Source organism: Mesorhizobium sp. P2_E9, from assembly GCF_056403815.1.
Genome location: NZ_JBFUET010000002.1, coordinates 320,250 through 345,133, shown reverse-complemented (window position 1 = coordinate 345,133; position 24,884 = coordinate 320,250). Strand labels below are relative to the sequence as shown.

Here is a 24,884-nt window from a genome sequence, read left to right as displayed (position 1 = left end):
AAAGGCCAGGCCTGCGATCCCACGGAGTTGTCGGGCTGGGCGAACTCTTCGCGTTAGATGCCGAACCGGTCCTTCAGCCGCCCCGAAAGGATCGCCGCCTTCACCCCGACCGGCCAGAAGCGGTGAAACCGGATTGTCTTGAGCGGCGATATCGGCATGGGAAACGGCGGCGCCTCGTTACCTTGCAGACGTTGCGCCAGGGCAGCGCCCATCGCCGAGGCCATGGCGACGCCACGGCCATTGTAGCCAAGGCAGATCAGCACGCCGCCTTCCGGCTCGTGAATGTGCAGGAGATGATCCTTGGTGATCGCAACCCGGCCGTTCCATGCATGCGTCCAGCGTGTTCCCGCAAGTGTCGGCCACAGCCGCTGCGCATAGTCGGTGAGGTAGCGGATGGCGGAAGCATCTCCGATGGGTTTCATTGGTCCGCGGCCGCCCATGAGCAGACGGTTCTGGGCGTCAATGCGGTAGTACACGGTGATGTTGCCGGCTTCGTAGAGGACGGGTCTTTCGGGGAGAATCGCGGCCGCGACCGCCGGCGCAAGCGGTTCGGTCGCCGCGATCGCGCTGAACACCGGAACCAGCGACTGCTCGAGGCCCGGCCAAAGGGGGCCGGTATAGCCGTTGGTCGCGATAAGCACCTTCTCGGCGCTGACCGAGCCATTGGCAGTTTTGAGGAGCCATCGTCCGGCCTCCCTCTTCAGCGAGAGGACTTCGCTGCCACCAAAAATCCGCGCGCCGGCGCTCTTGGCTGCGGCTGCCAGGCCAAGTGTGTATTTTAGGGGATGGAGGTCGCCGCCGCGGGCGTCGAACATGCCGGATATGTATCTGTCGGTTCCGGTGCGCACCGCCATCGCCTGCGCATCCAGCATCTCGACCGGCATGCCCCGCCGTTCGCATTGCGCGGCCGTGGTCCGCACCGCGGTTTCCGGCTTCGGCCGGATCGCCGCGCGTATGGTGCCGTTCTGCCGTGCCTCGCAGGCGATCGACAGGCGCTTGATGAGGCCGAAGGTGAAATCCGGCGCGCCATAGGAGAAATCGATCATCCGCGGCCCAAGCTCAGGGCCGAACATCGCCTCGATCGTGTCGGGGTCATATTTCAGACCGGGATTGACCTGGCCGCCATTCCTGCCCGATGCGCCCCAGCCCGGCTGCTGGGCCTCGATCACGGCAACGTCGTCGCCGACTTCCGCCAGATGCAAGGCGGTCGAAAGGCCGGTGAAGCCACCGCCGACAATGGCGACCCTTGTCCGCCGCGCGCCGGCAAGGGCAGGGTAATTGCCGGTGCCGCCGGCCGTTTCGCGGTAGAGGCTCCGGGGCGGGCTGCTTTCGAGCATATTGGACATCGTCAAAGTGGCCGGGAGGTCAGAGAGGCTGGGCTGAAGCCATTGGGCGAAAGCGAATGCGCCACCTGTAAGAAACTCCATGAGGGAAACGGCAGACCCTCGAATATCGCGCCTGACGCGCCAGGCAATTCAGCATGGCTTTCGGGAAATCACAACAGTTGCGACAGAGCGGCCATGAAGTGGTCGTTCTCCGCTGGCGAGCCGATGCTGACGCGCACATAGCTGTCGAAACCTTCCTGCTTCCAGGGTTTGACAATGACGCCTTCGCGCAGCAGGCCTTCGACGAATGCGCTGGCATTGTGCCGGCAGTTGAAGAACAGGAAGTTGCCGCGCGAAGGGGCGACTTCGAGGCCCTTGCTGCTAAGGAAATTCTCGACACGGGTTCTCTCCGTCTTGGCCAGAGCGACAACCTTGGCGAGGTGTTCCTCATCGACGAGCGCCGCCAACGCGGCGGCTTGTGCAACGCCATTGGCGTTGAACGGCGTGCGCACCCTGTCGAGCAGCGCGCGCAATTCCGGGTCGCCGACGATGCCGAAGCCGATCCGCAACCCGGCAAGCCCGAACGCCTTGGAAAATGTCCGCAGCACGATCCACGACAGGTCGCGCTTGCCGAGGTCGGGCAGGGACGAAGTGTAGTCCTCGCCCTCGGCATATTCGGCATAGGCTTCGTCGACGACAACAAGCGTCTCGTCGCCGACTGCATCCAGAACCCTCGACAGATCGCCGCCGGAGAGCCAACTGCCGACCGGGTTCATCGGGTTCGAAAACAGCAGCATGCGGGGCCGTTCGCGCACCGCCTCGATCAGGGCGTCGACATCGATGGTGAGATCGTCGTTGACGGCCACGCGTTTGACGCTCGCGCCCATCAGCGTCGCATAGTCCTCATGCAGCGGGAACGACGGATAGAGCGTGACGACAGCATCGCCGGGCCGCAGCACGGCGCGGCTGATGACGGAGAGAAGATCCTCCGAGCCATTGCCGAGGATGACCTGATCCTCGCCGACTTCATATTTGGCGGCGATAGCCTGGCGCAGCTCGCGCCCGGCCGGATCCGGGTAGAGCCGGAACATCTCGGCACCGGCCTGCATTATCGTGGCGAGCGTCGGGCTCGGGCCAAGCGGGTTTCATTCGAGCCCAGCTTGGCGATCCTGACTGGCGCGTATCGCTGCATGACCTCGGCGATGGTCAGTCCGGAATTGTAAGGCGACAGGCGCGTGACTTCGGTTCGGACCATATTTGAGGCTTTCGACACGAGCAGGCTCCTCTGCGGTCGGCCAAGCAACTTCCGTCTTCGGCCGGGTTCTCAAACATCGGGTTTCGCGGCATCGTCCCGGGGCAAGCCAGGTCACCGGCGGGCGCGGTGGTGCGGCGAATTTCTGTCAGGAGTAGCGTAGCCGAAACGGTTTGTATATGCTTGTATATGTAACCTGATCTGATAGTTTCGGCATCGAAGCGGGAACCGACACCGGCAAGGAGGATCACATGCGCAATGCTTCTCTGTTCGATCTTGCCGGCAGGAAAGCGCTTGTCACCGGTGCCAGCCGTGGCATAGGCCGCAGCATTGCCGAGGCGCTGAGCGCGGCCGGCGCCGACGTCGCGGTCACCGCGCGCAGCCTGGTCTCCCTCGAGCAGACGACAGCGGCCATCCGTGCGGCCGGCGGGGTGGCGCATGCCGTTGCGCTCGACGTCACCGATGTCGATCGGTGCCGGACTGCCACCACCGAGGCCGCGAGCCTGCTTGGCGGTCTCGACATCCTCGTCAACAATGCCGGGATGGAAGAGGTTCGGCCTTCGCTCGACGTCGACGAGGCGCTGTGGGACCGGATCGTCGACACCAATCTCAAAGGGGCGTTCTTCTGTGCCCAGGCCGCGGCGCGGCAGATGCGCGACGCCGGCCGGCCGGGCGCCATCATCAACCTCTGCTCGCTGACTTCCGAAGTCGGCATTCCGACCGCGGTGCCCTATGGCTCGTCGAAGTCCGGCCTGCTCGGCATGACGCGCGCTCTTGCCGCGGAATGGGCGGATCTCGGCATCAGGGTCAACGCCATCGCTCCGGGCTATTTCAGGACGGCGATGACGGATGTGTTCTACAGCAATGAGGCATGGCAGCAATCGATGCTGGCCAAGATCCCGCAGCACCGTTTCGGCGATCTGCGAGATCTGCATGGCGTTGCCGTGTTCCTCGCCTCGGATGCGGCAGCCTACATAACCGGCCAGTCCATTCCGGTGGATGGCGGTTTCCTGGCATCGATCTGAGGCGGCCCGCCATAGGTTCGAAATCAAAATCTTCCGCACTGTGACCGGCTGGCCCCATTGCGTTCCAACAAAGAGGAATACCCATGTCCGACATCAGCTTCCACGATCTGTCATCGCTCGACGCCACCCAGCGGGCCAGCCTGCTGAAACGCGCCGAGGCCGATCTGTCGGTCTTTGTCGAGAAGGTCCGCCCGATCATCCAGGCCGTCAAGGACGAGGGTGACGCCGCTTTGATCCGCTTCGCCAGGGAACTCGACAAGGCCAATGTGATCGAAGGCGGACTGAAGGTCTCGGAAGCGGAGTTCGACGCGGCCTTCGACAAGGTCGAGAAGGATGTCGTCGAGAGCATCGGGTTCGGCATCGACAACATCAGGCGCTTCCATGAGGAGCAGAAGCCGGAAACCATGTGGCTCAAGGAAGTCCGGCCAGGCGCCTATGCCGGCGACCGCTACACGCCGATCGCCTCCGTCGCGCTTTACGTGCCGCGCGGTAAGGGCGCCTTTCCGTCGGTGACGATGATGACCTCGGTTCCGGCTGTCATCGCCGGCGTGCCGCAGATCGCCATCGTGACGCCGCCGACAGCCGACGGTTCGGTGGATGCGGCGACCCTGGTCGCCGCTCGTCTCGCCGGTGTGCAGACGGTGTACAAATGCGGCGGCGCCCAGGCCGTCGCCGCCGTCGCCTACGGCACCGAGACGGTCAAGCCCGCGCTGAAGATCGTCGGCCCGGGCAGCCCGTGGGTGGTGGCGGCCAAGAGCGTCTTGTCGTCGATCATCAACACCGGTCTTCCGGCCGGCCCCTCGGAAGCCATCATCTTTGCCGATGACAGTGTCGACGGCGGCCTTGCCGCGCTTGATCTTTTGATCGAGGCCGAGCATGGGCCTGATTCCTCGGCCTATCTGGTGACGCACAGCCGCAAGGTCGCCGAAGCAGCGCTCGCTGCACTTCCCGAGCACTGGTCGCGGATGACCGAACAGCGTGTGGAGTTCTCGCGCGCGGTGCTCACCGGCAAGCGCGGCGGCATCGTGCTGACCGCGTCGCTGGAAGACAGCTACCGCTTCATCAACGACTATGCCCCCGAACATCTGGAGATCCTGTCGAAGGAGCCGTTCGCGCATCTCGGGCACATCACGGAGGCGGCCGAGATATTGATGGGGCCGCACACGCCGGTGACCCTTGCCAACTTCGTCCTTGGGCCCAATGCCGTACTGCCGACCAGCCGCTGGGCGCGAACCTATGGGCCACTCTCGGTGACGGATTTCGTCAAGCGCTCGTCGGTCGGCTATGTCACCTCGGCCGCCTATCCGGAACTGGCGATGCATGCCCGCAGGCTCGCCCGTTACGAGGGCTTCAGTTCGCATGAGAACGCGGTCTCGGAAATCCGCGACCGCTACCTCGCCGGCTGAGCGGAGACGATCGCGATGAAGGCGGCACGGCTTTATGGACCCGGCGATCTGCGCGTCGAGGATATCGCTTGGCCGGGCGCGCCGGATGCGGGCTGGGTGAAGCTCAGGGTCGATGCCGCCGGCATTTGCGGTTCGGACCTGCACAATTTCCGCACCGGCCAATGGATAAGCCGGTCGCCTTCGACGGCCGGCCATGAGCTGACCGGCACGATGATCGCGCTCGGCGAGGGCGTCGACACCGTCGACGTCGGTGACAGGGTGGTCGCCGATTCCCGCTTCTGGTGCGGGGACTGTGCGCAATGCCGTGCCGGCAGGCGCCACCTCTGCGCTTCGCTGGGCTTCGTCGGAGAAGTCTGCGACGGCGGCTTCGCTGAACAGGCGGTGTTGCCCGCGCGTCTGCTGCATGTCGTCGATCCGGCGCTTGACGAGTGGGTCGCTGCGATGGCGGAGCCGCTCAGCGTGGCGCTGCACGCGGTGCGGCGTCTGCCGAAGGCGGCAGGCTCGGTGCTTGTCGTCGGCTGCGGGCCGATCGGCGGCCTTGCCGCGCTGCTGCTCTCCCGAACTTTCCCCGGCACCGTGCTTGTCGCGGACCGCAACCAGGCGCGCTGCGCCCGCGTGGCGCGGGTGACCGGCGCAACAATTGTCGACCTCGACCGCGATGCCATTACCGCCGCGACCGGCAATGCTCCATTGTTGGCCGCCGTCGAGGCGACCGGCAGCATCGCCGCATTCACTCAACTGCTCGGCGTTCTCGATTCCGGCAGTGCCGTGGCAATGGTCGGCATATTCCACGGCCGTCTCGACATCGACCCCAATCTCCTGGTCGAACGCGAGATCGCGTTGCTGGGATGCCATGCCTTCGCCGACGAACTGCCCGACGCCGTGCGGATGCTGGGTGAACTGAGCGAGCCGCTGCTCGCCCTGATCGATCGCGAGATCGGTCTCGACGAGACACCGGCTGCCTATGAGCGGTTATTGGCGGGGCAAAGCGACGGCTTGAAAACAATCATCCGCATGCGGCAACCTGTTGAGCCGGCGTGATTTCCGATAAATTGCCGGAAAGGATTTTGAAATGATCGATTTGCCCGATACGGCGAGCCCCCTTTACGAGAAGGTGAAGGACTACATCCTGGCCAACATCGGAACGGGCCGGTGGGGCAAGGATCGCAAGCTGCCGTCCGAGAATGAGCTGGTGGTTTCGCTTGGTGTCTCGCGGATGACGGTTCACCGCGCCTTGCGGGAACTGACCGCAGCGGGTTTCCTGATCCGGCTGCAAGGTGTAGGCACGTTCATCGCGCCACCCCGGCCGCAATCGACGCTGATCGAGATCAACAACATCGCGGCCGAGATCGTCGAGCGCGGCAACCGGCATCGCTCCGAAGTGCTCGTGCTGGAAACCATCACGCCAACGAAGGAGCTCGCCCTGTCCTTCGAGTTTCCAAAGCGTGTTTCGATCTATCACTCCGTCGTCGTCAATTTCGAGAACGATCTGCCGGTGCAATTGGAAGAGCGCTTCGTCAATCCGAGCCTGATCCCCGACTATGACAAGCAGGATTTCTCGAAGACGGCGACCTACGACTACCTCATGCAGAAAACCCCAGTGACCGAGGTCGAGCACATCATCTCCGCGATCCCCGCCGACGCCGAGACGGCGCGGCATCTCAACATCGATGTCGGCAGCTGCTGCCTGTTTCTGCACCGCCGCACATGGACGGGCGCGATCGTCGCCACCATCAGCAAGCTGACTTATGTCGGCAGCCGCTACTCGCTCGGCAGTCGCTATTCCCCTTCCAAGGCGAACTGACGGCAAGGAGGCGAACGCGGCGGATAGAGGAGGCCAACCGGCCGGATCAACGGGAAAATTGGCCCCGTCTAACTTGTATATGCATGTATGTATTTTAGCCTTGACATCCGCTGCCGCTGACGCTGAAATATCCCTGCACTTCACCATGAAGTGGTGGGCAAGAGCCGGGGCACAATGCCGCGAGAGCAGAACCCCACAGTCTCACCAGACCGGATGCCTGGGTAAAAAAGCGGTCTGATCATCAAGGGGAACTAGATGATGCGTAACCTAGCAGGACAATTTCGCGCGCTCGTGATGGCCGCCGCCATCGGGCTCGCCGCCGCGCCAGCGGCCCACGCCGCCGATGCGGCCATTCCCACCACGCCTGAGGCCGGATCGTTCAAGATCGGCATCGAGCCCTGGCTTGGCTACGGCCAGTGGCATGTCGCCGACGCCAAGGGCCTGTTCAAGGCAAACGGCCTGTCGGACGTCCAGATCGTCAATTTCGCCGAGGACAAGGACATCAACGCCGCGCTCGCCAGCGGCCAGCTCGACGCCGCCAACATCGCCACCCACACCGCGATGGGCATGGTCGCCGCCGGCCTGCCGGTGAAGATCGTGCTGCTCCTCGATGTCTCGATGACGGCCGATGCCATCATCGCTGGCAAGGACGTCACCTCCATCAAGGACCTCAAGGGCAAGCAGGTCGCCTTCGAGGAAGGCACGACGAGCGACATCCTGCTCAAATACGCTCTCGCCAAGAACGGCATGTCGATCGATGATGTGAAAGCCGTTCCGATGCCGGCGTCCGACGCCGGCGGCGCGCTGATCGCGGGTCAGGTGCCGGTCGCGGTCACCTACGAACCATACCTCACCGTCGCCATGGCGCAGAACAAGGACGTCAAGCTGCTGTTCACCGCCGGCGAGGATCCCGGCCTGATCAGCGACGTGCTGGTGGTGCGCGACGAGGTGATCAAGTCGCGGCCCGGCCAAGTGCTGGCCATGATCAAGAGCTGGGATGCCGCGCTGAAGGACTATAATGCCGACACGCCCGGCGGCCGCGCCATCATCGCCAAGGCCGTCGGTTCCGACGTCAAGGACCTCAACACCGCTTTCGACGGCGTGCGCTACTACTCGCTCGCCGAAAACAAGACGGCGCTTACCGGCGATTTCACCACCAAGACCTTCGCCGATGTCGAGGCTGCCGCCAAGAACGCCAAGCTGCTGCAGGCCGATGTGACGCCGGAGCAGATGATCGACCCGGCCTTCGTCAAGGCAGCCGAATGACAAAGCCCGGATCGCGGTGGTAACGCAGATGTCCGCAGAGCCCCCCGCGAAAACCGACTTGGCGCGCCCCGCGCCAAAGGCCGCCACAAGACAAGCCAGGCGCCGCCGATCCTCCGGGATCGGCGTGCCCATCGCCAGGTCGCGTTTCCTGATGATCGCGGTGGCTGTCTTTGTCGGGCTTGGCCTCGCCTGGTGGGCGGCGACCGGGCTGGAATGGGTGAAGCCGATCTTCCTGCCGTCGCCCGGCAGCGTCGCGACGCAGATCGCCAAGCTCGCGACTGACGGCACCTTGTGGCTGGACCTCAGAGCTTCGGCGTACCGCATTTCCATCGGCTTCCTCATCGCCTCGGCACTGTCGATCCCGATCGGCGTGCTGATCGGCAGTTTCCGCTCCTGGGAAGCGGCCATCGAGCCGCTGGTGGATTTCATCCGCTACATGCCGGTCGTCGCTTTCGTGCCGCTTTCCATCCTGTGGGCCGGCACCGGCGATACGCAGAAATTCCTGATCATTTTCATCGGCACCTTCTTCCAGCAGGTGCTGATGATCATGGACAATGTGAAACGGGTTCCCGCCGATTTCATCGGCCTTGGCCGCACGCTCGGCCTGCCGGATCGCAATATCCTGACGCGCATCGTCGTGCCCAGCGCTCTGCCGGGCATCTGGGATACGCTGCGCATCAGCCTCGGCTGGGCATGGACCTGGCTGGTTCTGGCCGAGCTTGTCGCGGCGACATCCGGGCTCGGCTATCGCATCACCGTGTCGCAGCGCTATTTCCAGACCAACACCATCATCGGCTACATCCTGCTGCTGGGTTTGCTTGGTCTCATCACCGACCAGGTCATGAAGGCGCTGGAAAAGGTGCTCTTCCGGCAGGATGGCCACTCGCAATGAGGAACCGCCGATGACTGTTCCCAAATTGCGCATCGCCGGTCTCGACAAGAGCTTCGGCACCGGCGAGCGGCGCACGGAGGTGCTGCGCGACATCAATCTCGACCTTGCCGACAATGAGTTCGTCTCGCTGGTCGGCACGTCGGGCTGCGGCAAGAGCACGCTGCTGTCGATCGTCGCCGGACTGCAGGACTTCGACGCCGGCGATCTCAGCATCGATGGCGCGCCGATCCTGCAGCCGGGCCTCGACCGCGGCGTCGTCTTCCAGTCCTATACGCTGCTTCCCTGGCTGACGGCGCGCCAGAACATCGAATTCGCGCTCAAGGCCGCCGGTTACGATCGCACGGCCTGCCGCGAGATCGCGCTCGAGCATCTCGACCTCGTCAAGCTGTCGCAGAGCGCCGACCGCTATCCGTCCGAACTCTCGGGCGGCATGAAGCAGCGCGTCGCCATTGCGCGCGCGCTGTCCTATCGGCCCAAGATGCTGCTGATGGACGAGCCCTTCGGCGCGCTCGATGCTCTGACCCGCCATCAGATGCAGGAACTGCTGACCCAGATCTGGGAAGAGCACAGGCTGACCGTGCTGTTCGTCACCCATGACGTGGAGGAGGCGGTCTATCTGTCGGACCGCATCGTCGTCATGGGGATCGGCCCGGGACGCATCATGCAGACTTTCAATGTCGACATCGAGCGCCCGCGCCGGGAAGAGGTGATGGAAACCCCGACCTTCATGGATTTGCAGCGCGGCGTGCACAAGGCGATCCGCGAGGCATCGAGACGTCCCGAAATGGCGTAGCATCCAGGCACCCCGCTGGTTCCGACGGAGCCATGGCACCCGAGCCATGTTTGTTTTGGAGAAAAACAGCCTCCTCACTGCACACGTTCCTTCACGAAATCGGGGCGGAGCGTCGGCGGCGCTGGGCGGAATGACGCCGCAGCCGTCCCGGAATATCCGGGCCGGCTGTCCTGCGCGGGTCGGCGGGAGCGGTCAGCAATCAGGGGCCGTGGGGACCGCAGAGGTCGAGTGTCCAGGCGATGGTTCCGCAGAAGTCGCCGACATAGCCATGGTAACTGCCGTAGCCATTGTAATAGCTGTCCATCCAGCCATTGCCGGTGGCCGAATTTTCGGCAGTCCAACCGCCGCCAACCCAGCCACCGTGCCTTGCGCGTCCACCGTGCGCGGCCTGCGTATAGCCGCCATGGGCAGCGGTGATGTGGACAAAATGGTGCCTGACGACGGCGGCATCGGCGACGGTGGCAAACGGGATCGCGCTCGTGGCCAAGGCCAGCAGGATGGAGCTGGTGAATACGAGTTGCCTTTTCATGAGAATGTCTCCTTTCCGTCCAAAACATATGGGGAGGAAAGCCGTCCCTCGCCGGACACGTTCCTTCACGAAATCGGGACGGACGCTCGCTGAACTGTGCAGTGTCCCAAGGTGACATCGCGATGCGGTGGCCTGTCTTGCCGATGTCCCCTCCCACTCATGGCACCGGTCAAGATTTGTTGACTTCCGGCAGGGTCGAAATGACTACCCCTGACCTATTTGTCGGACCATACGACGGGCCGTGCGATCGGCCCCCGTTGGCTGGCACATGTAAGCTAATCTTGCCTTTGAACCGGGACGCGCCACTTTGGCTAGAGACTATAAGCCGCGCGCATGACGGAATTGGCCGCAGCATTGGAACAGCCTCAATTTGCCACCGAGCGTGATCCGCGGCTGAGGCTGATCATCCCGATCATCGTCGCCATCGCCTTTCTGATGGAGCAGCTCGATTCCACCATCATCACCACCGCGATCCCGGCCATCGCGCAAAGTCTCGACACGACACCGGTCCGGCTCAACCTGGCGATCACCACCTACATTCTGACGCTCGCCGTGTTCATTCCCGTCAGCGGCTGGTTTGCCGACAGATTCGGCGCGCGAAAAGTGTTCGCGCTGGCGCTGTTCACCTTCACCCTGGGCTCGGCACTGTGCGGTATGGCCAACAGTTTCGGCATGCTGCTGGCGATGCGCGCTCTGCAGGGACTGGGCGGCGCCATGATGACCCCGGTCGGGCGGCTGATCCTGCTGCGCAGCTTTCCGCGCAGCAGACTGATCACCGCCATGACCTACATGACCTTGCCGGCCATCTTGGGGCCGGTCATCGGGCCGCTGCTCGGCGGCCTGCTCACCACCTACGCGTCGTGGCGCTGGATATTCTACGTCAACGTGCCGTTCGGCTGCGTTGGCATTCTGGCGGCGCTGCACTTCGTCGACGATTTCCATGAGGAAGCGGTGCAGCGCTTCGACGTCCCGGGATTCCTGATGGTCGGGTTCGGCGTGGCGCTGCTGCAATTCGGGCTGGAAACATCGGCCGGCCGATCATTCCCGTTTCAGCCACCGTGCTGGTGCTGGCCGCTTCTGTCCTGCTGCTGCTCGCCTTCGGGCGCTATGCGCGCCGCGTCGCGGCACCGGCCGTCGACCTGACGCTGTTTCGATTTCGCTCCTTCTGGGTCGGCACGCTTGCCGGCGGCCTGTGCCGCGTCGGTCTCAACGGCGTGCCGTTCCTGATGCCGCTGATGCTGCAGGTCGGCTTCGGCATGAGCCCGGTCACCTCAGGCTCGCTGACCTTCGTCGGCAGCTTCGGTGCCTTGCTCATACGGCCGCTGCTGTCGCCGCTGCTGCGGCGCTTCGGCTTCAGTGCCGTGCTGATCGGCAGCGCGGTCGTCGGCTCTGCCACCGTGGCGGGTTTCGCCCTGATGAACGCGGATACACCGCATTGGATGATCGGCGTCTACGTCTTCCTGTTCGGCATTGTCCGTTCGGCGCAGTTCATGACCTCCAATACCTTGTCCTACGCCGACCTGCCGGCGGACAAGCTCAGCCGCGCCACCAGCCTTGGCGGCGTGCTGCAACAGCTCAGCGTTTCGCTCGGCGTCTCGATCGCCGCCATGCTGCTGGGCCTGATTGCAGGGGAGACCCACATCCTGACGCCGGAACGCTTTCACCAGGTATTCCTGCTGACCGCGATCATCCCGCTGATCTCCATTCCCGGCTTCCTGTACCTGCGTGCCGAGGACGGCGTGCAGGTCAGCGGCCACGTCCGGCGATCTGGCAAATAGGTTCTGCCGGCACCGAAACATGTCGCGGCCCGGCTTTCTCGTCGTTGACGACGACCTGCGCAACGGTGCGCTCGTCGCTCTCTAGCTCGACCATCCTACAGCCTCGTGCATGCCTATGCGCTGTTTGCCCGGGCGCGATGGCAGCCTGCCAAGATCCGGGCAATGATCGACTTTCTGGTGGAGCGGCTGTAGCCTTCTCCGGCTGCGCGCGCCAGGTACGGACTGGGTGGTGTCGCCTTCAGCTTGTCAGACATTCGTACTGGATAGACAACCGGAAAGCCTCGAAGCGCCTGCAGGGGAGTCTCAGCGATGGCCTATATGGTGATTTGGTACGGGAAAGAGGGCATCGTTGAAAAGACGCCCTTCGGTGCCGAGAAAGTCGCAAGAGATCACGCGCTGGCGACATTTCTTGCTCGAAAGCAGAACGACGGGATCGTAGCGGTGGAAGTTCGCAAGGACGATGGCACGGTTGTATTCAGTCAAGCAGGAGCCGGCTAAGTCGTCTGGGTCGCCGCCGCAGTGCCTAAGTGGCCACAGGTCGAAAAGATCGCCCTCCAACCGGCCGAGCAGATCAGGTCTGTTCCAGGATAGAACGAAAAGGCCCGCGCCCTTGGCGGAGGACACAGGCCCTTGGGGGATTCCGATCGAACAAGAAGCCAGCGAGCCTCCAGAATGCTGTTGTGCAGATTATCCACTTACGGAACGCTAGTACCAGCGTCCGCGGCCGTAAAATCCGCCACCGCCCAGCACGATAACAATAAGAACTATGACCAGGATTGTGGTGATATCCATATGCGCCTCCTGAGCGAGCCCGGCCGCGTTGGCCGTTCACCGCTCTTGCCCTTTAGGGCATGAATTGTTTCTGTTACTTTGACATCCACCAACGTTCCGCACGGCATTCTTGTTCCAATGGACTCAAGGCATGACCCGCCCAACGAACCGATGGCCTCGCACCTCGGCTGGAAAGGTTTCGGCAACCATGTCCGGGTCCAGCAAGGAACCAACCGGCCTGACGATTTCTTTAGCTGCATGAAAAGACCTGGCCCGCTCACAACGGAAGATCACGACCACACCGAAGCGGTGCGCACGCCGCCCGAATTGACGTCCCAATACCAGGATGCTGACGGAGATTTCGGCGGTCGATTTGGATATGGGCATCCCGCTCATAAGCCGGATCCTTTTGCCACATACACGTTTTCGCCCGGGGCTGTTCGTCCTCTCCCGGTCGACAACAAGAAGAGATGGCGCTAACCGGCTGTGCAAAAACCCTATGAAACCGCCTATTTCGCCAGGAAGCACGGGATCACGCAGGCCCAGGCACGACGGATCACCAAGGACTTCGGCCCTTCACGTGTCAGGTGCGACACAGCCGCCCAGGATCTAAACTTGGCCCTGACAGGGCTCATCGCCTTGCATGAGCGTCGGCAGCATCTGCGTCTTCGAAGGAATAGCTGATCCTGGGCGCAGGGTACCAAAGCCGATGCACTGGTCTTGGCACAATCAGCGAAGCCACTTCCTTGAACCTCGCGGCCTTATTCCGTAAGAATGCAGCAGCTGCCGCATCACACGTCCTGCGCAATCTGCGCTGGAACGGCAACATTCACGTGGCTTTGCCGACCGCCGCGTCCATTCCCATCTCTTCCTGCGAAATGTCGTCGAAGGAGGCGTAGTTCATGTTGTAGAGGCGGGCGTAGAGGCCTTTCCTCTGCATCAGCTGTTCGTGGTTGCCGCTTTCGACGATCTCGCCATTCTGCAGGACGACGATGCGGTCGGCGCCGCGGATGGTGGCCAGCCGGTGGGCGATGACCAGCCCGGTGCGGCCTTCGAGCAGCGTTATTAACGCCTTCTGGATCAGCATCTCGGTGTAGGAATCGATGCTGGCCGTGGCTTCGTCGAGCACGAGGATCTTGGCGTCGGCGACCAGAGCGCGCGCAAAACTGATCAGCTGGCGCTGGCCGAGCGAGAGGTTGCCGCCGCGCTGTTCGAGTTCGGTATCGTAGCCGTCGGGAAGCTGCTCGATGAAGTCATGCGCGCCGACGGCCTGTGCCGCGCGCATCACTTCTTCGCGGCTGGCTGATGTCTTGTGGTAGCGGATGTTTTCCAGCACCGTTCCGGAGAACAGGAACGGCTCCTGCAGCACCATGGCCACCTGATCGCCGAGCGAATCTTGCGTCAGGTCGCGCACGTCATGCCCGCCGACCAGCACCTCACCCGACCAGACATCATAGAAGCGGTGCACCAGCGCCATCGAGCTCGACTTGCCCGATCCGGTCGGGCCGACAAGGGCGACCGTCTCGCCCGGATTGACGCGGAAGGAGATGTTCTTCAGCACCGGCTGGTTCTGCCGGTAGCCGAAGGTGACGTTCCTGAATTCGACCGAGCCGTCCATGTCGCGCGACAGCGCCACCGCATTGTCCTTGTCGCTGACATCCACCGGCACGTCGAGCACTTCGGAGATGCGCTGCCCCGAAGCCATGGCGCGCTGCATCACGCTGTACTGCATGGTGAGCGAGCGGATCGGGTCGAAGAAGCGCTGGATGTAGAACAGGAACGCCACCATGACGCCGACATCGAGGCTGTGCGACAGCACCATCGAGCCGCCGACGACGATGACCGTCGCCATGGCGATGCCGGTCAGCGTGTCGACGATCGGCACCATCACCTGCGCGTATCTCGCCGACCGCAGATGGGCGTTGAGGTTGGCCAGCACCTTCTCGTCATAGAGGTCGAAATTGACGTGCTGGCGTTCGAGGCTCTGCACGGTGCGCACGCCGTGGATGCCTTCGGCCAGCGCGCCGTTGGCGATGGAGTTGGTCTCGTGCGCGGCCATGAAGGCGACCTTGGCGCGCGGCAGCCATAACAGACGCACGATGAACAGCACCGGCATGGTCGACAGCGTCAAGAGCCCGAGCCTGAAATCGAGCCAGAGCAGGACGGTGACGATGCCGAACAAAAGCACGATGTCGCCCACCGACATCACCGAGGTTTCGAGAAATTCCTGCATCGAATTGACGTCGCCCTGCAGGCGCGACATCAGCCGGCCGACCTCGGTCTTGTCCATGAAACTGAGCGAGACGCGCTGCAAATGGCTGAACATGGCGCGGCGCAAATCGGACAGCACATTCTCGGCCACCTTGCCGACGACGCTCTCCTGCACATGGCTGGCGGCATAGTTGATCAGGATGATCACGGTGAACGTGACGATCGCGGAGATCATCACCGAACGATCGAGCCGCCCCGGCGCCATGCCGTGGTCGATGGCGTAGCGGATGACCAGCGGGATCGCCAGCTGCGTCAGCGTGAACACCAGCACCGCCGCGACCGAGATGAAGATCCGGCCCTGATAAGGGCTGACGAAGCTCCAGATGCGCCTGATGATGCGCGGATCATAGGCCTTGCCGAAAACCTCTTCCTCGTCGCGATGCGAACCGACGACCGCCTTGGTCGGCCGCCCGCTTTTGTCGTCCTTCTCGTCATCGTCCTGCGTCGACATCATGCGGCTCCCTCGAGCCGGTCGTCGTCCGGCCGCAGCTGCAGGTCGTAGAGCGCGCGATAGCGACCGCCGAGCGCCAGCAACTCTTCATGCGTGCCGCGCTCGACGATGCGGCCGCCCTCGACGAACAGGATCTGGTCGGCATGCATCAGCGAGCTCAGCCGGTGCGAGATGATCAGCGTCACGCGATCCCTGGCGAAGCGCTTCATCGCCGCGCGGATGCGCTGCTCGGTGCCGGCATCGATGGCGGCGGTGGAATCGTCGAAGACCAGCACCGATGGCCGCAGCATCAGGCTGCGCGCGATGGTCAGCCGCTGGCGCTGGCCACCGGAAAGCGAGGCGCCGCGCTCGCCGACGACCGTGGTGTAGCCGGCCGGAAGGCCGATAATGTAGTTGTGTAGCTGCGCATACTCGGCGGCCTGCCCGATGCGGGTCTCGCGCGCCCAGGGATTGCCATAGGCGATGTTATTCTCGATCGAAGTGGTGAACAGGAACGCGTCCTGCTGCACGACGCCGACCACCTTGCGCAGCGATTGCAGCGTGACCTTGCGAATATCCTGGCCGTCGATGGTGATCGCGCCTGCGGTCACATCGTAGAAGCGAGGGATCAGGTGCGCGATGGTCGACTTGCCGCTGCCCGGCGGGCCGACAATGCCGATCGTCTCGCCGGGCCTGGCCTCGAAGGAGATACCGGACAGGGTCGGACGGTCGCCCGCGCCCTCATAGCGGAAGCCGACATTGTCGAAGCGCAGCACGCCCTCGGTGATGGCGAGTTCCCTGGCATCAGGCGCATCCTTGATGTCGAGTTCGGTGTCGAGCAGTTCGAACAGCCGCGTGCCGCAGGTCGAGGCGCGCGCGAACGAGTTGACCATCAGGCCGAGCTGGCGCACCGGCATCTGCAGGATGGTCATGAAGGTGAGGAACTGCGCCAGCGTGCCGACACTGATCTGGCCCGCGATCACCTTCTGACCGCCGAACCACAGCACGAGGCCCATGGCGGCCAGGAAAGAAAAGTTCATGGCGCTGGTGTTGGAGACGCGGATGTCGACGCGCTCATTGGCCAGCTCCAGCGCGTCCTGCTTGGCACGGTCGAATTTTTTGAGCTCATGGCGCTGCGCCGCGAAGGCGCGCACGACACGGATGCCGCCGAGATTCTCGTCCATCACTCGGCTCAGCACCGATAGCCGCTCCTGCAGGGTCAGCCATGTGCTGCGCAACTTGAGCTGGGTCACCGACGATCGCCAGGCGACGAACGGCACGAAGCTGAGGCTGAGTAGCCCGAGCACGAGATCGGTGCTGATCAGCAGGTAGGCGCCGACACCTATCAGCACGCCGAGCAGCACCACGCGCAGGATGCCGGTGGAAAAGAACATGCGCACGCCGTCGAGATCGAGCAGCCCGAGCGTGATCAGATCGCCGGTATGGACCTTGTCGTGGTAGGAAAAGCTCAGCCGCTGGATCTTTTCGTAGAAAGCCAGGCGCAGTTCATAGCCGGTGCGGTGGCCGACGGCCTCGCCATAGTAGTTCTGCGCCATGGTGAAGAGACCGCGCAGGATGCTGACGACGAGCAGCGTCAGCGCCGTGTGCCACAGCGCCTGTTCGGCCGCGGTGCCGGCGCCCGCGGCCATCACGCCTTGCGCCTGGTCGATGGCGCGTCCCAGCAGGCGTGGGATGAAAAGCTGCAGAGTGGCCGCGATGAAGGTCGAGACGAGGGTGATGGCGACTTGCCAGGGATGGCGCAGCGTCATGCGCACGATGCGCAGCAAGGTGCTGAGGCCCTTGCCCCACGAGGCTTCCGCCACATGGGCAAACGATTTGCCGCGCTTCGCCGCGCCGCTGGTTGCGTCCATTGCCAAGGAAAATATCCAGTCCAATCCGGACATTAGCCCGGACGAATGAAGCAGACTCAGTTCTTGATGGCGCGATGTTACGCGTGTCCGACTTGACCCTTCAAGGGGCCAATGGCGGTATCGCACTGTGCCTGACGGGCAGTGCCGCCATCGGTCGTCGCCAGGTGCTGGACACTCGCTGGCATAAACAATTCACGGCGTTGACGCGCAGATTCTCCAGCTCGACCGAGCCTTGACGGACTATCAGTTCTGTCAGGCATGGCCGACATTCCACGCGTGGAATGCCAAGAGGATAATCTTCTTTGACAAATTTTCCCTTCACCGAAGCCATGCCGATCCAGTTTCAGGCGCCGTTGCCGAAGGCTTGCGAGGTTGTGGTCGTTGGCGGTGGCGTCATCGGTGTGACCACGGCTCTGTTCCTGGCGCGACGGAACATTACGGTGACATTGCTGGAAAAGGGGCGCATCGCCGGCGAGCAATCGTCGCGCAACTGGGGCTGGATCCGGCAGCAGGGTCGCGATGCCGCTGAACTGCCTGTTGTGATCGAAGCGCAACGCCTCTGGCGTCAACTGGCCGAAGAGTGCGGCGAAGACATCGGGTTGAAGCAGACGGGCGTCACCTATCTTGCACGAACGGACAAGGAGATGGCCGGCTTCGCGAAGTTCTTGCAAGTTGCCCAGGTCCACGGCGTCGACACGCGTCTCCTTGACCAAGACGAGACAGCCAGGCTGATCCCGGCCGTGTCGCGCTCTTTCAAGGGTGCAATGACCACCCCATCGGACATGCGCGCCGAGCCTTGGGTTGCGGTGCCAGCGCTTGCCCGGCTGGCCGCCCGGCAGGGCGTCACGATCATCGAGAATTGCGCGGCGCGTCTGCTCGACATATCGGCTGGACGCATTAGCGGGGTCTGGACCGAGCAGGGGCGTATCGCAACCTCAAACGCTGTCGTCGCAAGTGGTGCGTGGACGTCACTATTTCTGCGTGCACACGGAGTCTCCATCCCGCAGCTTAGCGTCAGGGCGACTGTCGCCGCGACCGGACCCATGCCCGAAATCCATGCGGGTGCCGTCGCCGACGACCATATCGCATTCCGGCGCCGGCAGGATGGCGGCTACACGCTGGCATCGGGAGGCACCAACCAGCTCTATGTCGGGCCTGACGCTTTTCGTCACGCGCGCAAATATGTTTCCGCGCTGATGGCCAATCCTTTTGGTACCCACTATTTGCCGGCGGCGCCGCGAGGGTTTCCGGACAGCTGGTCGACCCCACGCAAGTGGAACGCGGACGAGGAAAGTCCGTTCGAACGGATGCGCATCCTCAATCCTGCCCCCAAAACCTCGGCGCTACGCGATATCGACCGCGAATTCAGCGCACTCTTCCCGCAGTTCAAGACAGTGCCAATCAAGGCGAGCTGGGCGGGCATGATCGATGCGATGCCGGATGTCGTGCCGATCGTTGATCGTGCCGCCGAAATTCCAGGTCTCGTTATCGCCACCGGGATGAGTGGCCACGGCTTCGGCATCGGACCCGGCATGGGCCGCATCGTGTCCGACCTCGTCCAGGGCAACGAGATCGGACATGATCTTCACAGGTTCCGTCAATCCCGCTTCAGCGATGGCAGCCCGATCGAGCTGGGACCCAGCCTCTAGATCGTGTCGCAACTTGCCGCTGGTTTGCCGCCGGCGATCGATCTGACACCTTTCCGGGCGGATAGGTTCTGATTATTCAGGCTGCTGCCGCAGCGGGCCTGCCGTTCTTGCATGAGGGAAACGACGTGACCGCAAACACCAGCCCACAGGCCGTGGAGCCAATCGACCCGCAAAGCGTCTACGCCGTGCTGATCTGCGATCTGGTCGGCCTGCGCTTCGGAGCCGACGGCAAGCCTGACCCGAGCGAAGTGCGCGCCCATATCGAGGCCAAGGGCGGCCGCTTCCATGCGGCAGCACTTGGCGACAAAGCAGGCCTCGAGCATGGCCGGATGCATTTCTTCTACCAGCCGGACCTCAGCGCGCGCGAAGAGCTGATCGAAGCCGCCGGCGATGGACGCTATGACGCCGTCATCGCCGCCGCGACCTTTCTGCCCGCCGAGACCGTCTTTCCGCTGGCCGGCGTGCGGATCGGCGCCGGCACCGGAAATATGGGCTCGCGCTCGTGGGGCGGCGGCAGCGGCGAGGGTGGCACCTCGGTGCTGATGAACACGCCCGGCATCAACAGCCGCGCCACGGCGCAAATGGTGATGAAGGCGATCCTGAAAGTGCTGCCGGATCTCCCGGTCGACAGGCTTCACCAGCGGGTGGCGGCCGGCGCCTTCGACACCGGCCGGGAGTTGCGTGATTTCCCGACAGAGAAGCTCGAAGGCAAGACGATTGCGATCATCGGCTACGGCAATATCGGCCGCGAGGTCGCCAAGCTTGCCCGCGCCTTCGGCATGCGCGTGGTGATCCACGCCCGGCCGCGACATCGGGATTGGGTGGAAGCCGAGGGCTTTGTCTTTGCGCCAGACCTCGTCGAAGCAGCTGAAGGCGCGGATGTGCTCAGCGTCCATGTCGGACTGGGCAAGCAGGATGCGCAAAGCGGCCGCTACGCCAATGCCGGGCTCGTCGGCGCGGGCGTCCTCTCCCGCATGAACAAGGGCGCGGTGCTGGTCAATTACGATCGCGGCGAGCTTGTCGACGTGGCGGCCCTTGGCGACGCGCTCGATGCTGGCCAGGTGCGCCACGCCGCCATCGATGCCGACCTGTTCAAGGATGCCTCGACCGGTCGTCTTTCCGGGCCGATGCTGCCTTACCTCGACCTTGTCGAGAAGCATGGCGACAAACTTGAACTTCTGCCGCACGCCGCGGCCGATACGGACCACCCCTCGCGCGTTGCCGGCGCCAAACAGGCTGTCGATCAGATATTCGATCTCATCTGCCGCAAAGCGGTGACCAATGCGAAAGGCACCGTGCCGCCCGGCTATCTCTTGCTTGGAGCGACGACGCCCCCCGGCATCGGACCGGTGGCGGCGGACCACTTTTTGAAATTGACCGCCAACGACTGCTCCGATCTGGCGGATGTCTGCGATCGGCAAACCCGGTTGTGGAAGGCTCTATCGGACGCGCCGACCGCCGAGCGCGGCATGATCGTCGCCGAACAGGGAGAAGAGCTCGTCCGGCTGATCGACCGTTTTTGCCTTCTGGCCGAGAGGCTGAATCTCAGGGGGCCTTACCAATAATATCGGCCTGCCGCTTGTAGAGTTGCGGCAAGCGGAAGGAGCGCCGCTCAATACCTTGGTCCCGACACCATCCGCGCCATCCGCGTCATGTCAGTGCTCATCTCACGGTCGTCATCGAGCGGGCTGACGAGCGCGCGGACGGCGGCGAAGGTGCGCTGCGGTCCTTCGCCCATACTGTCGACGACGCCGCGCAACTCAACGCCTGTTGCCGCGAAGATCAGTTCCATCGCCACGAGATAGCGCATGCGCTCGATGATCTCGGCGGTCTTGGCGACCACCCTGGGCGCCATCGACGATTGGTCCTCGATGCCGTCCGAAACCGCGAGCGGGCTGAGCGACATCGGGTTGGCAAGATGCCGGATCTCGGCTTCCAGAGCGGACAAGGGCTTCTGCAGCTCCGCATAGCCCTGGCGGCTGCCACCCCTGGCCGACAGGAAGCGCGGCAGGTCGGCTGTTGTCGGCGACATCAGTTTCATACAGCGGTTGGCGGTGCCGACCGCGCAATGGGCAAGCGCCTGGCCAAGCTGTTCAAAGGCCAGCGTCATCGCCGTGAGGTCGAAATTGCCATTGGAAATCACCCGTTCGCCCTCGGCCAGGATGACGGGGTTGTCGCCCGAATGGGTCAGTTCGATCTCGGTCGCCAGCCGCGCCTGTTCGAACGCATTGAGCAGGCCACCCCAGACCTGGGGCACGCAGCGATAGCTGAGCGGATCCTGGAGGCGCCGCGCCGCTCTGTCCTTCCATAGGTCGCTTCCCGCCAGCTCCGTGCGCAGCCGCGCGCCGATCTCGCGCTGGCCGAAGGCCGGCCGGGCTGCCAGGGCATCTTCGTCGATCGCGGTGAGAGACGAGCGGAACGCCTCATAGTTGAGGGCGACAGCCGCCAGCGCCCAGTCGATGAGATGGGCGACGTCTTCGAGACACAGGCACGCCGTTCCGGTCGACAGGCTGTTTGCGACGATGATGGCGTGGCCGTCCTTTTCGCGCAGGTCGAGCGGTTCGAGCCCGGCCAAGGCAAGCGCCTCAGTGGAGGGCATGATCCTGCCCTGGAACTCCGCTTCGCCGTCGCCGCGCAACGATCTCGCCATATGGCCGAGATGGGCAAGGTCCGCCGCGCCGATCGACCCCCAGGTCGGGATCACCGGATGGACGCCGGCGTTGAGCGCCGCGACCAGACCCATGACGACGCGCTCGGAGGTGCCGGTGCCGCCGGCGGCCATGCCTGAAATCCGCGCGGTCATCATCGCCCGCACCGCCTCGGTCGGCAGGGTGGGTCCAATGCCCATGCTGTGGCTGAGCGGCACGCTGTGCTGGAAGGCGATCAGGTCGGCCTGCGCGAGCGGCGTGTCGACACAGGCGCCGAGGCCCGTGGTGACGCCGTACATCGGCTTGCCAAGCCCGGTGAGATGCTCGATCAGGGCGCGGCTCGCCCGGATGCGGCGCATCGCCTCCTCGCCCAGCATCAGCCGGGCGTTGCGGCGTGCGATCTCGGCGACGTCAGCCACGCCAAGCGGCTTGGCGTCGAGCAGTATCATCCGGGCTGTCATGGCTCGCCTGTATCCTGTCACCAGAGGCCCGGACCAGCGGCGCGGCGGGCATCACCGTTTGTGGCGGCTTGCCGGCTGGACTGCAAGCCATTCCCATTGGCGCAGCGGCGGGAGGGCAGGCAGAAGCGAGAATGCCTGGATTTCTGAAACTACGCCGATCGCTCGGCGACAGCGTCGGGCACCACCACCAGCTTGCCGACAAAATCCTTGGCGATGAAATCCGCTTGCGCGTGGTGAAAATCCGAGAGCCGGTAGACGCCGCCGACCAGCGGTCGGATCTTTTTCGCCTCGATGTAGCCGACGATCCGGCGGAAATCGGCGCGCGTGCCCTGGCTCGAGCCATGCAGCTGCAGCTGTTTCAGATACATGGTCCGGAGATCGAGCTGCACGACCGGGCCGGCGATGGCACCGGCGGTGGTGTAGCGGCCTTCGGGCCGCAGGATGCGCAGCAGGTCGTTGAAGATCGCGCCGCCGACGAGGTCTGCAACCACGTCGATCGGCTTGCCGCCGGTCGCCTCGTGCATAGCTTGCGGCAGGTCGGCGATGCCACGGGTGACCACGGCTTCCGCGCCGATGTCGAGCACCGCCTGTTCCTTGCCCTTGCCGACGACCGCATAGGGGATGGCGCCACGCGCCCGCGCCAGCTGCACGATGCCGGAGCCGACACCGCCCGAGGCGCCGGTGACCAGCACGCGCTCGCCAGCTTTCAGGCCAGCGCGTTCAAGCATCTGTTCGCCGGTGAGGTACGCGCAGCAGAAGGTGGCGAGTTCGACGTCGCTCATCTCCGTATCGACAACATGCGCATTCTGCGCCGGCACGGTCTGATATTCGGCGTAACCGCCATCGCGGCCATGGCCCATATAGTCGATGTCGGCCAGCGAATCGTCGTCGCGGTTGTAGATGGAGAAATCGACCATCACCCGTTCGCCGATACGATCCGGCGAAACGCCTTCGCCGACAGCAACGATGGTGCCCACCGTGTCGGTGCCCTGGATGCGCGGGAAAACAAGCGTGTTGCCCTGCCTCCGCCAGGTCGACACGGCGGCAGCATCCTCTTCCGTGCCATAGGCGCCCTGCCGCACCCAGACATCGGTGTTGTTCATGCCGCAAGCGCTGACCTTGACCAGCACTTCGCCTGATGCAGGTACAGGCACTTTCACATCGGTGCGGTAGACGAGCTTTTCCGGTCCGCCGTGCCCGGTGAGCAGCACGGCGGCCATGGTGGCGGGAAGGGTTCTGGTCATGGCATTCATGGGTCGATCTCAGAGGTTGGCAAACACGCTTTTCACCGCATCGGCCGTCTTCGAAACGACGATGTCGGCTTCCTCACGCGTCAGGCAGAGCGGCGGTGCAAAACCAAGAATGTCGCCCTGCGGCATGGCGCGGCCGATGACGCCGCTTGCGGCAAGTGCTGTCGCCACTTGCGGTCCGATCTTCTGCGAGGCGTCGAAGAACACCCGGTCGTCCCGATCGGCGACGAACTCGACCGCCGCCAGCATGCCGTCGCCGCGCACGTCGCCGACATTTTTATGCCCGCCGACGGCCCTGGCCAGTTCGGCGCGGAAATAGGCGCCGGTTTCACGGGCATTGGTTACCAGGTCCATCTCGTCGATCAGTTCGAGATTGGCGACGCCGGCGGCAACGCAGATCGGATGCGCCGAATAGGTCCAGCCATGGCCAAGCGACCCGAGTTTGTCGGAACCCTGCACCAGCACCTGCCACATCTTATCGGCGACGATGACGCCCGACAGCGGCGCATAGGCCGAGGTCAGGCCCTTGGCGGTGGTGATCAGGTCCGGCTTGATGCCGTAATGGTCGGAGCCGAACATGGTGCCCAGCCGACCGAAGCCTGTGACCACCTCGTCGGCGACCAGCAGCACGTCATATTTCTTCAGTACGGCCTGGATCTTTTCCCAATAACCGGCCGGCGGCGGCACGATGCCACCAGTGCCGAGGATCGGCTCGCCGATGAAGGCGGCAACCGTCTCCGGGCCTTCAGCCAGGATCATCTCCTCGAGCTTGTCGGCGCAATGCTGCGAGAACTGCTCCTCGCTCATCGAGCGGTCGGCGCGGCGGAAGTAATAGGGCGCCTCGGTGTGCAGGATCGGCGCACGCGGCAGGTCGAAGGCGTTGTGGAAAAGGTCGAGCCCGGTCAGCGATCCCGTCATCACGCCCGAACCGTGGTAGCCGCGCCAGCGCGAAATGATCTTCTTCTTCTCCGGCCGGCCGAGCACATTGTTGTAGTACCAGATCAGCTTGATGTTGGTTTCGTTGGCGTCGGAACCGGAGAGGCCGAAATAGACCCTCGACATGCCCTTCGGCGCGCGGTCGATGATCATCTTGGCCAGCGTGATCGAGGCTTCGGTGCCGTGGCCGACATAGGCGTGATAGTAGGCAAGGTTCTTCGCCTGGGTGGCGATGGCGTCGGCTATCTTCTGGCGGCCATAGCCGACATTGACGCAATAGAGGCCGGCGAAGGCATCGATGCTCTTCCTGCCATTGTTGTCCCAGACGGTGACGCCTTCACCGCCGGCCATGATGCGGGTCGGGCTCTCGCCGCGCGCGTGCGTGCCCATATGGGTCGAGGGATGGAAGAAGTGGTCGCGATCCCAGGCGGCGAGTTCGTTGGACTGGTCGAGCATTTTTTCTACTCCTTGAGGAAAGCGAACACGACTTAAGATGTGTTGAGATTCAGGTCAGGCCGGCATCACCT

The 24,884-nt window shown here is 63.7% G+C and carries 20 protein-coding genes and 1 pseudogene; 12 read left to right on the top strand and 9 right to left on the bottom strand.

Going from position 1 to position 24,884, the window contains the following annotated elements:
* Nucleotides 1-53: 53 nt before the first annotated feature.
* Both AC1D05_RS04855 and AC1D05_RS04850 read right to left on the bottom strand, forming a co-directional pair.
* On the bottom strand, nucleotides 54-1,337 hold the full coding sequence (locus tag AC1D05_RS04855) for an NAD(P)/FAD-dependent oxidoreductase (RefSeq protein ID WP_477438716.1): 1,284 nt from the start codon (nucleotides 1,335-1,337) through the stop codon (nucleotides 54-56).
* A gap of 158 nt (nucleotides 1,338-1,495) precedes the next feature.
* Nucleotides 1,496-2,598, bottom strand: a pseudogene (locus tag AC1D05_RS04850) (histidinol-phosphate transaminase).
* A gap of 230 nt (nucleotides 2,599-2,828) precedes the next feature.
* Here AC1D05_RS04850 and AC1D05_RS04845 point away from each other — a divergent pair.
* The 7 genes from AC1D05_RS04845 to AC1D05_RS04815 all read left to right on the top strand — a co-directional run bounded on the left by AC1D05_RS04845 (nucleotide 2,829) and on the right by AC1D05_RS04815 (nucleotide 9,763).
* The gene (locus tag AC1D05_RS04845) at nucleotides 2,829-3,602 is read left to right on the top strand and encodes an SDR family NAD(P)-dependent oxidoreductase (RefSeq protein ID WP_477438714.1); all 774 of its coding nucleotides are present in this window, start codon (nucleotides 2,829-2,831) and stop codon (nucleotides 3,600-3,602) included.
* 83 nt (nucleotides 3,603-3,685) lie between these two features.
* A complete protein-coding gene (hisD, locus tag AC1D05_RS04840; RefSeq protein WP_477438712.1) occupies nucleotides 3,686-5,008 on the top strand; it encodes a histidinol dehydrogenase in 1,323 nt (440 codons plus the stop codon).
* A gap of 15 nt (nucleotides 5,009-5,023) precedes the next feature.
* Entirely contained in the window at nucleotides 5,024-6,049 is a 1,026-nt protein-coding gene (locus AC1D05_RS04835) for a zinc-dependent alcohol dehydrogenase (RefSeq protein ID WP_477438710.1), read from the top strand.
* A gap of 31 nt (nucleotides 6,050-6,080) precedes the next feature.
* Nucleotides 6,081-6,812 carry a histidine utilization repressor gene (hutC, locus tag AC1D05_RS04830; RefSeq protein ID WP_477438708.1) on the top strand — a complete coding sequence of 244 codons (732 nt, stop codon included), beginning with the start codon at nucleotides 6,081-6,083 and terminating at the stop codon, nucleotides 6,810-6,812.
* Between the two features lie 258 nt (nucleotides 6,813-7,070).
* Nucleotides 7,071-8,078, top strand: coding sequence for an ABC transporter substrate-binding protein (locus AC1D05_RS04825; protein WP_477439113.1), 1,008 nt, complete (start codon nucleotides 7,071-7,073; stop codon nucleotides 8,076-8,078).
* A gap of 28 nt (nucleotides 8,079-8,106) precedes the next feature.
* The gene (locus AC1D05_RS04820; protein WP_477438706.1) at nucleotides 8,107-8,970 is read left to right on the top strand and encodes an ABC transporter permease; all 864 of its coding nucleotides are present in this window, start codon (nucleotides 8,107-8,109) and stop codon (nucleotides 8,968-8,970) included.
* Nucleotides 8,971-8,980: 10 nt separating this feature from the next.
* Nucleotides 8,981-9,763 (top strand): ABC transporter ATP-binding protein, encoded by a 783-nt coding sequence (locus tag AC1D05_RS04815; protein ID WP_477438704.1) that lies wholly within the window; start codon nucleotides 8,981-8,983, stop codon nucleotides 9,761-9,763.
* Between the two features lie 199 nt (nucleotides 9,764-9,962).
* Here AC1D05_RS04815 and AC1D05_RS04810 read toward each other — a convergent pair whose 3' ends face one another.
* Nucleotides 9,963-10,292: a hypothetical protein gene (locus AC1D05_RS04810; protein WP_477438702.1), complete on the bottom strand. Its 330-nt coding sequence runs from the start codon at nucleotides 10,290-10,292 to the stop codon at nucleotides 9,963-9,965.
* A gap of 333 nt (nucleotides 10,293-10,625) precedes the next feature.
* On the opposite strand from AC1D05_RS04810, the gene AC1D05_RS04805 reads away from it, so the two are divergent.
* From AC1D05_RS04805 to AC1D05_RS04795, 3 genes are all read left to right on the top strand, one after another.
* A complete protein-coding gene (locus AC1D05_RS04805) occupies nucleotides 10,626-11,435 on the top strand; it encodes an MFS transporter (RefSeq protein WP_477438701.1) in 810 nt (269 codons plus the stop codon).
* The gene (locus tag AC1D05_RS04800) at nucleotides 11,357-12,070 is read left to right on the top strand and encodes an MFS transporter (protein WP_477438699.1); all 714 of its coding nucleotides are present in this window, start codon (nucleotides 11,357-11,359) and stop codon (nucleotides 12,068-12,070) included. Before AC1D05_RS04805 ends, AC1D05_RS04800 begins: the two co-directional genes overlap by 79 nt.
* A 309-nt stretch (nucleotides 12,071-12,379) precedes the next feature.
* Nucleotides 12,380-12,568 (top strand): hypothetical protein, encoded by a 189-nt coding sequence (locus tag AC1D05_RS04795; RefSeq protein WP_477438697.1) that lies wholly within the window; start codon nucleotides 12,380-12,382, stop codon nucleotides 12,566-12,568.
* Nucleotides 12,569-12,985: 417 nt separating this feature from the next.
* Here AC1D05_RS04795 and AC1D05_RS04790 read toward each other — a convergent pair whose 3' ends face one another.
* The 3 genes from AC1D05_RS04790 to AC1D05_RS04780 form a co-directional block, all read right to left on the bottom strand.
* The gene (locus tag AC1D05_RS04790; RefSeq protein ID WP_477438695.1) at nucleotides 12,986-13,237 is read right to left on the bottom strand and encodes a hypothetical protein; all 252 of its coding nucleotides are present in this window, start codon (nucleotides 13,235-13,237) and stop codon (nucleotides 12,986-12,988) included.
* 433 nt (nucleotides 13,238-13,670) lie between these two features.
* Nucleotides 13,671-15,563 (bottom strand): ABC transporter ATP-binding protein, encoded by a 1,893-nt coding sequence (locus AC1D05_RS04785; protein WP_477439111.1) that lies wholly within the window; start codon nucleotides 15,561-15,563, stop codon nucleotides 13,671-13,673.
* A complete protein-coding gene (locus AC1D05_RS04780) occupies nucleotides 15,563-17,413 on the bottom strand; it encodes an ABC transporter ATP-binding protein (RefSeq protein ID WP_477438693.1) in 1,851 nt (616 codons plus the stop codon). The genes AC1D05_RS04785 and AC1D05_RS04780 overlap by 1 nt, the downstream gene beginning before the upstream one ends.
* Nucleotides 17,414-17,715: 302 nt before the next feature.
* Between AC1D05_RS04780 and AC1D05_RS04775 the strand changes: the two genes are divergently transcribed.
* Nucleotides 17,716-19,062: an NAD(P)/FAD-dependent oxidoreductase gene (locus AC1D05_RS04775; RefSeq protein WP_477438691.1), complete on the top strand. Its 1,347-nt coding sequence runs from the start codon at nucleotides 17,716-17,718 to the stop codon at nucleotides 19,060-19,062.
* Nucleotides 19,063-19,187: 125 nt separating this feature from the next.
* On the top strand, nucleotides 19,188-20,627 hold the full coding sequence (locus tag AC1D05_RS04770) for an NAD(P)-dependent oxidoreductase (protein ID WP_477438689.1): 1,440 nt from the start codon (nucleotides 19,188-19,190) through the stop codon (nucleotides 20,625-20,627).
* Between the two features lie 47 nt (nucleotides 20,628-20,674).
* On the opposite strand, the gene AC1D05_RS04765 is transcribed toward AC1D05_RS04770, so the two are convergent.
* From AC1D05_RS04765 to AC1D05_RS04755, 3 genes are all read right to left on the bottom strand, one after another.
* Nucleotides 20,675-22,171: an HAL/PAL/TAL family ammonia-lyase gene (locus AC1D05_RS04765; RefSeq protein ID WP_477438687.1), complete on the bottom strand. Its 1,497-nt coding sequence runs from the start codon at nucleotides 22,169-22,171 to the stop codon at nucleotides 20,675-20,677.
* A 149-nt stretch (nucleotides 22,172-22,320) separates the two neighbouring features.
* Nucleotides 22,321-23,424: an alcohol dehydrogenase family protein gene (locus tag AC1D05_RS04760; RefSeq protein WP_477438685.1), complete on the bottom strand. Its 1,104-nt coding sequence runs from the start codon at nucleotides 23,422-23,424 to the stop codon at nucleotides 22,321-22,323.
* Nucleotides 23,425-23,433: 9 nt separating this feature from the next.
* Complete coding sequence (locus AC1D05_RS04755) at nucleotides 23,434-24,813, bottom strand: aminotransferase (protein ID WP_477438683.1); 1,380 nt, start codon at nucleotides 24,811-24,813, stop codon at nucleotides 23,434-23,436.
* Nucleotides 24,814-24,884: the final 71 nt, after the last annotated feature.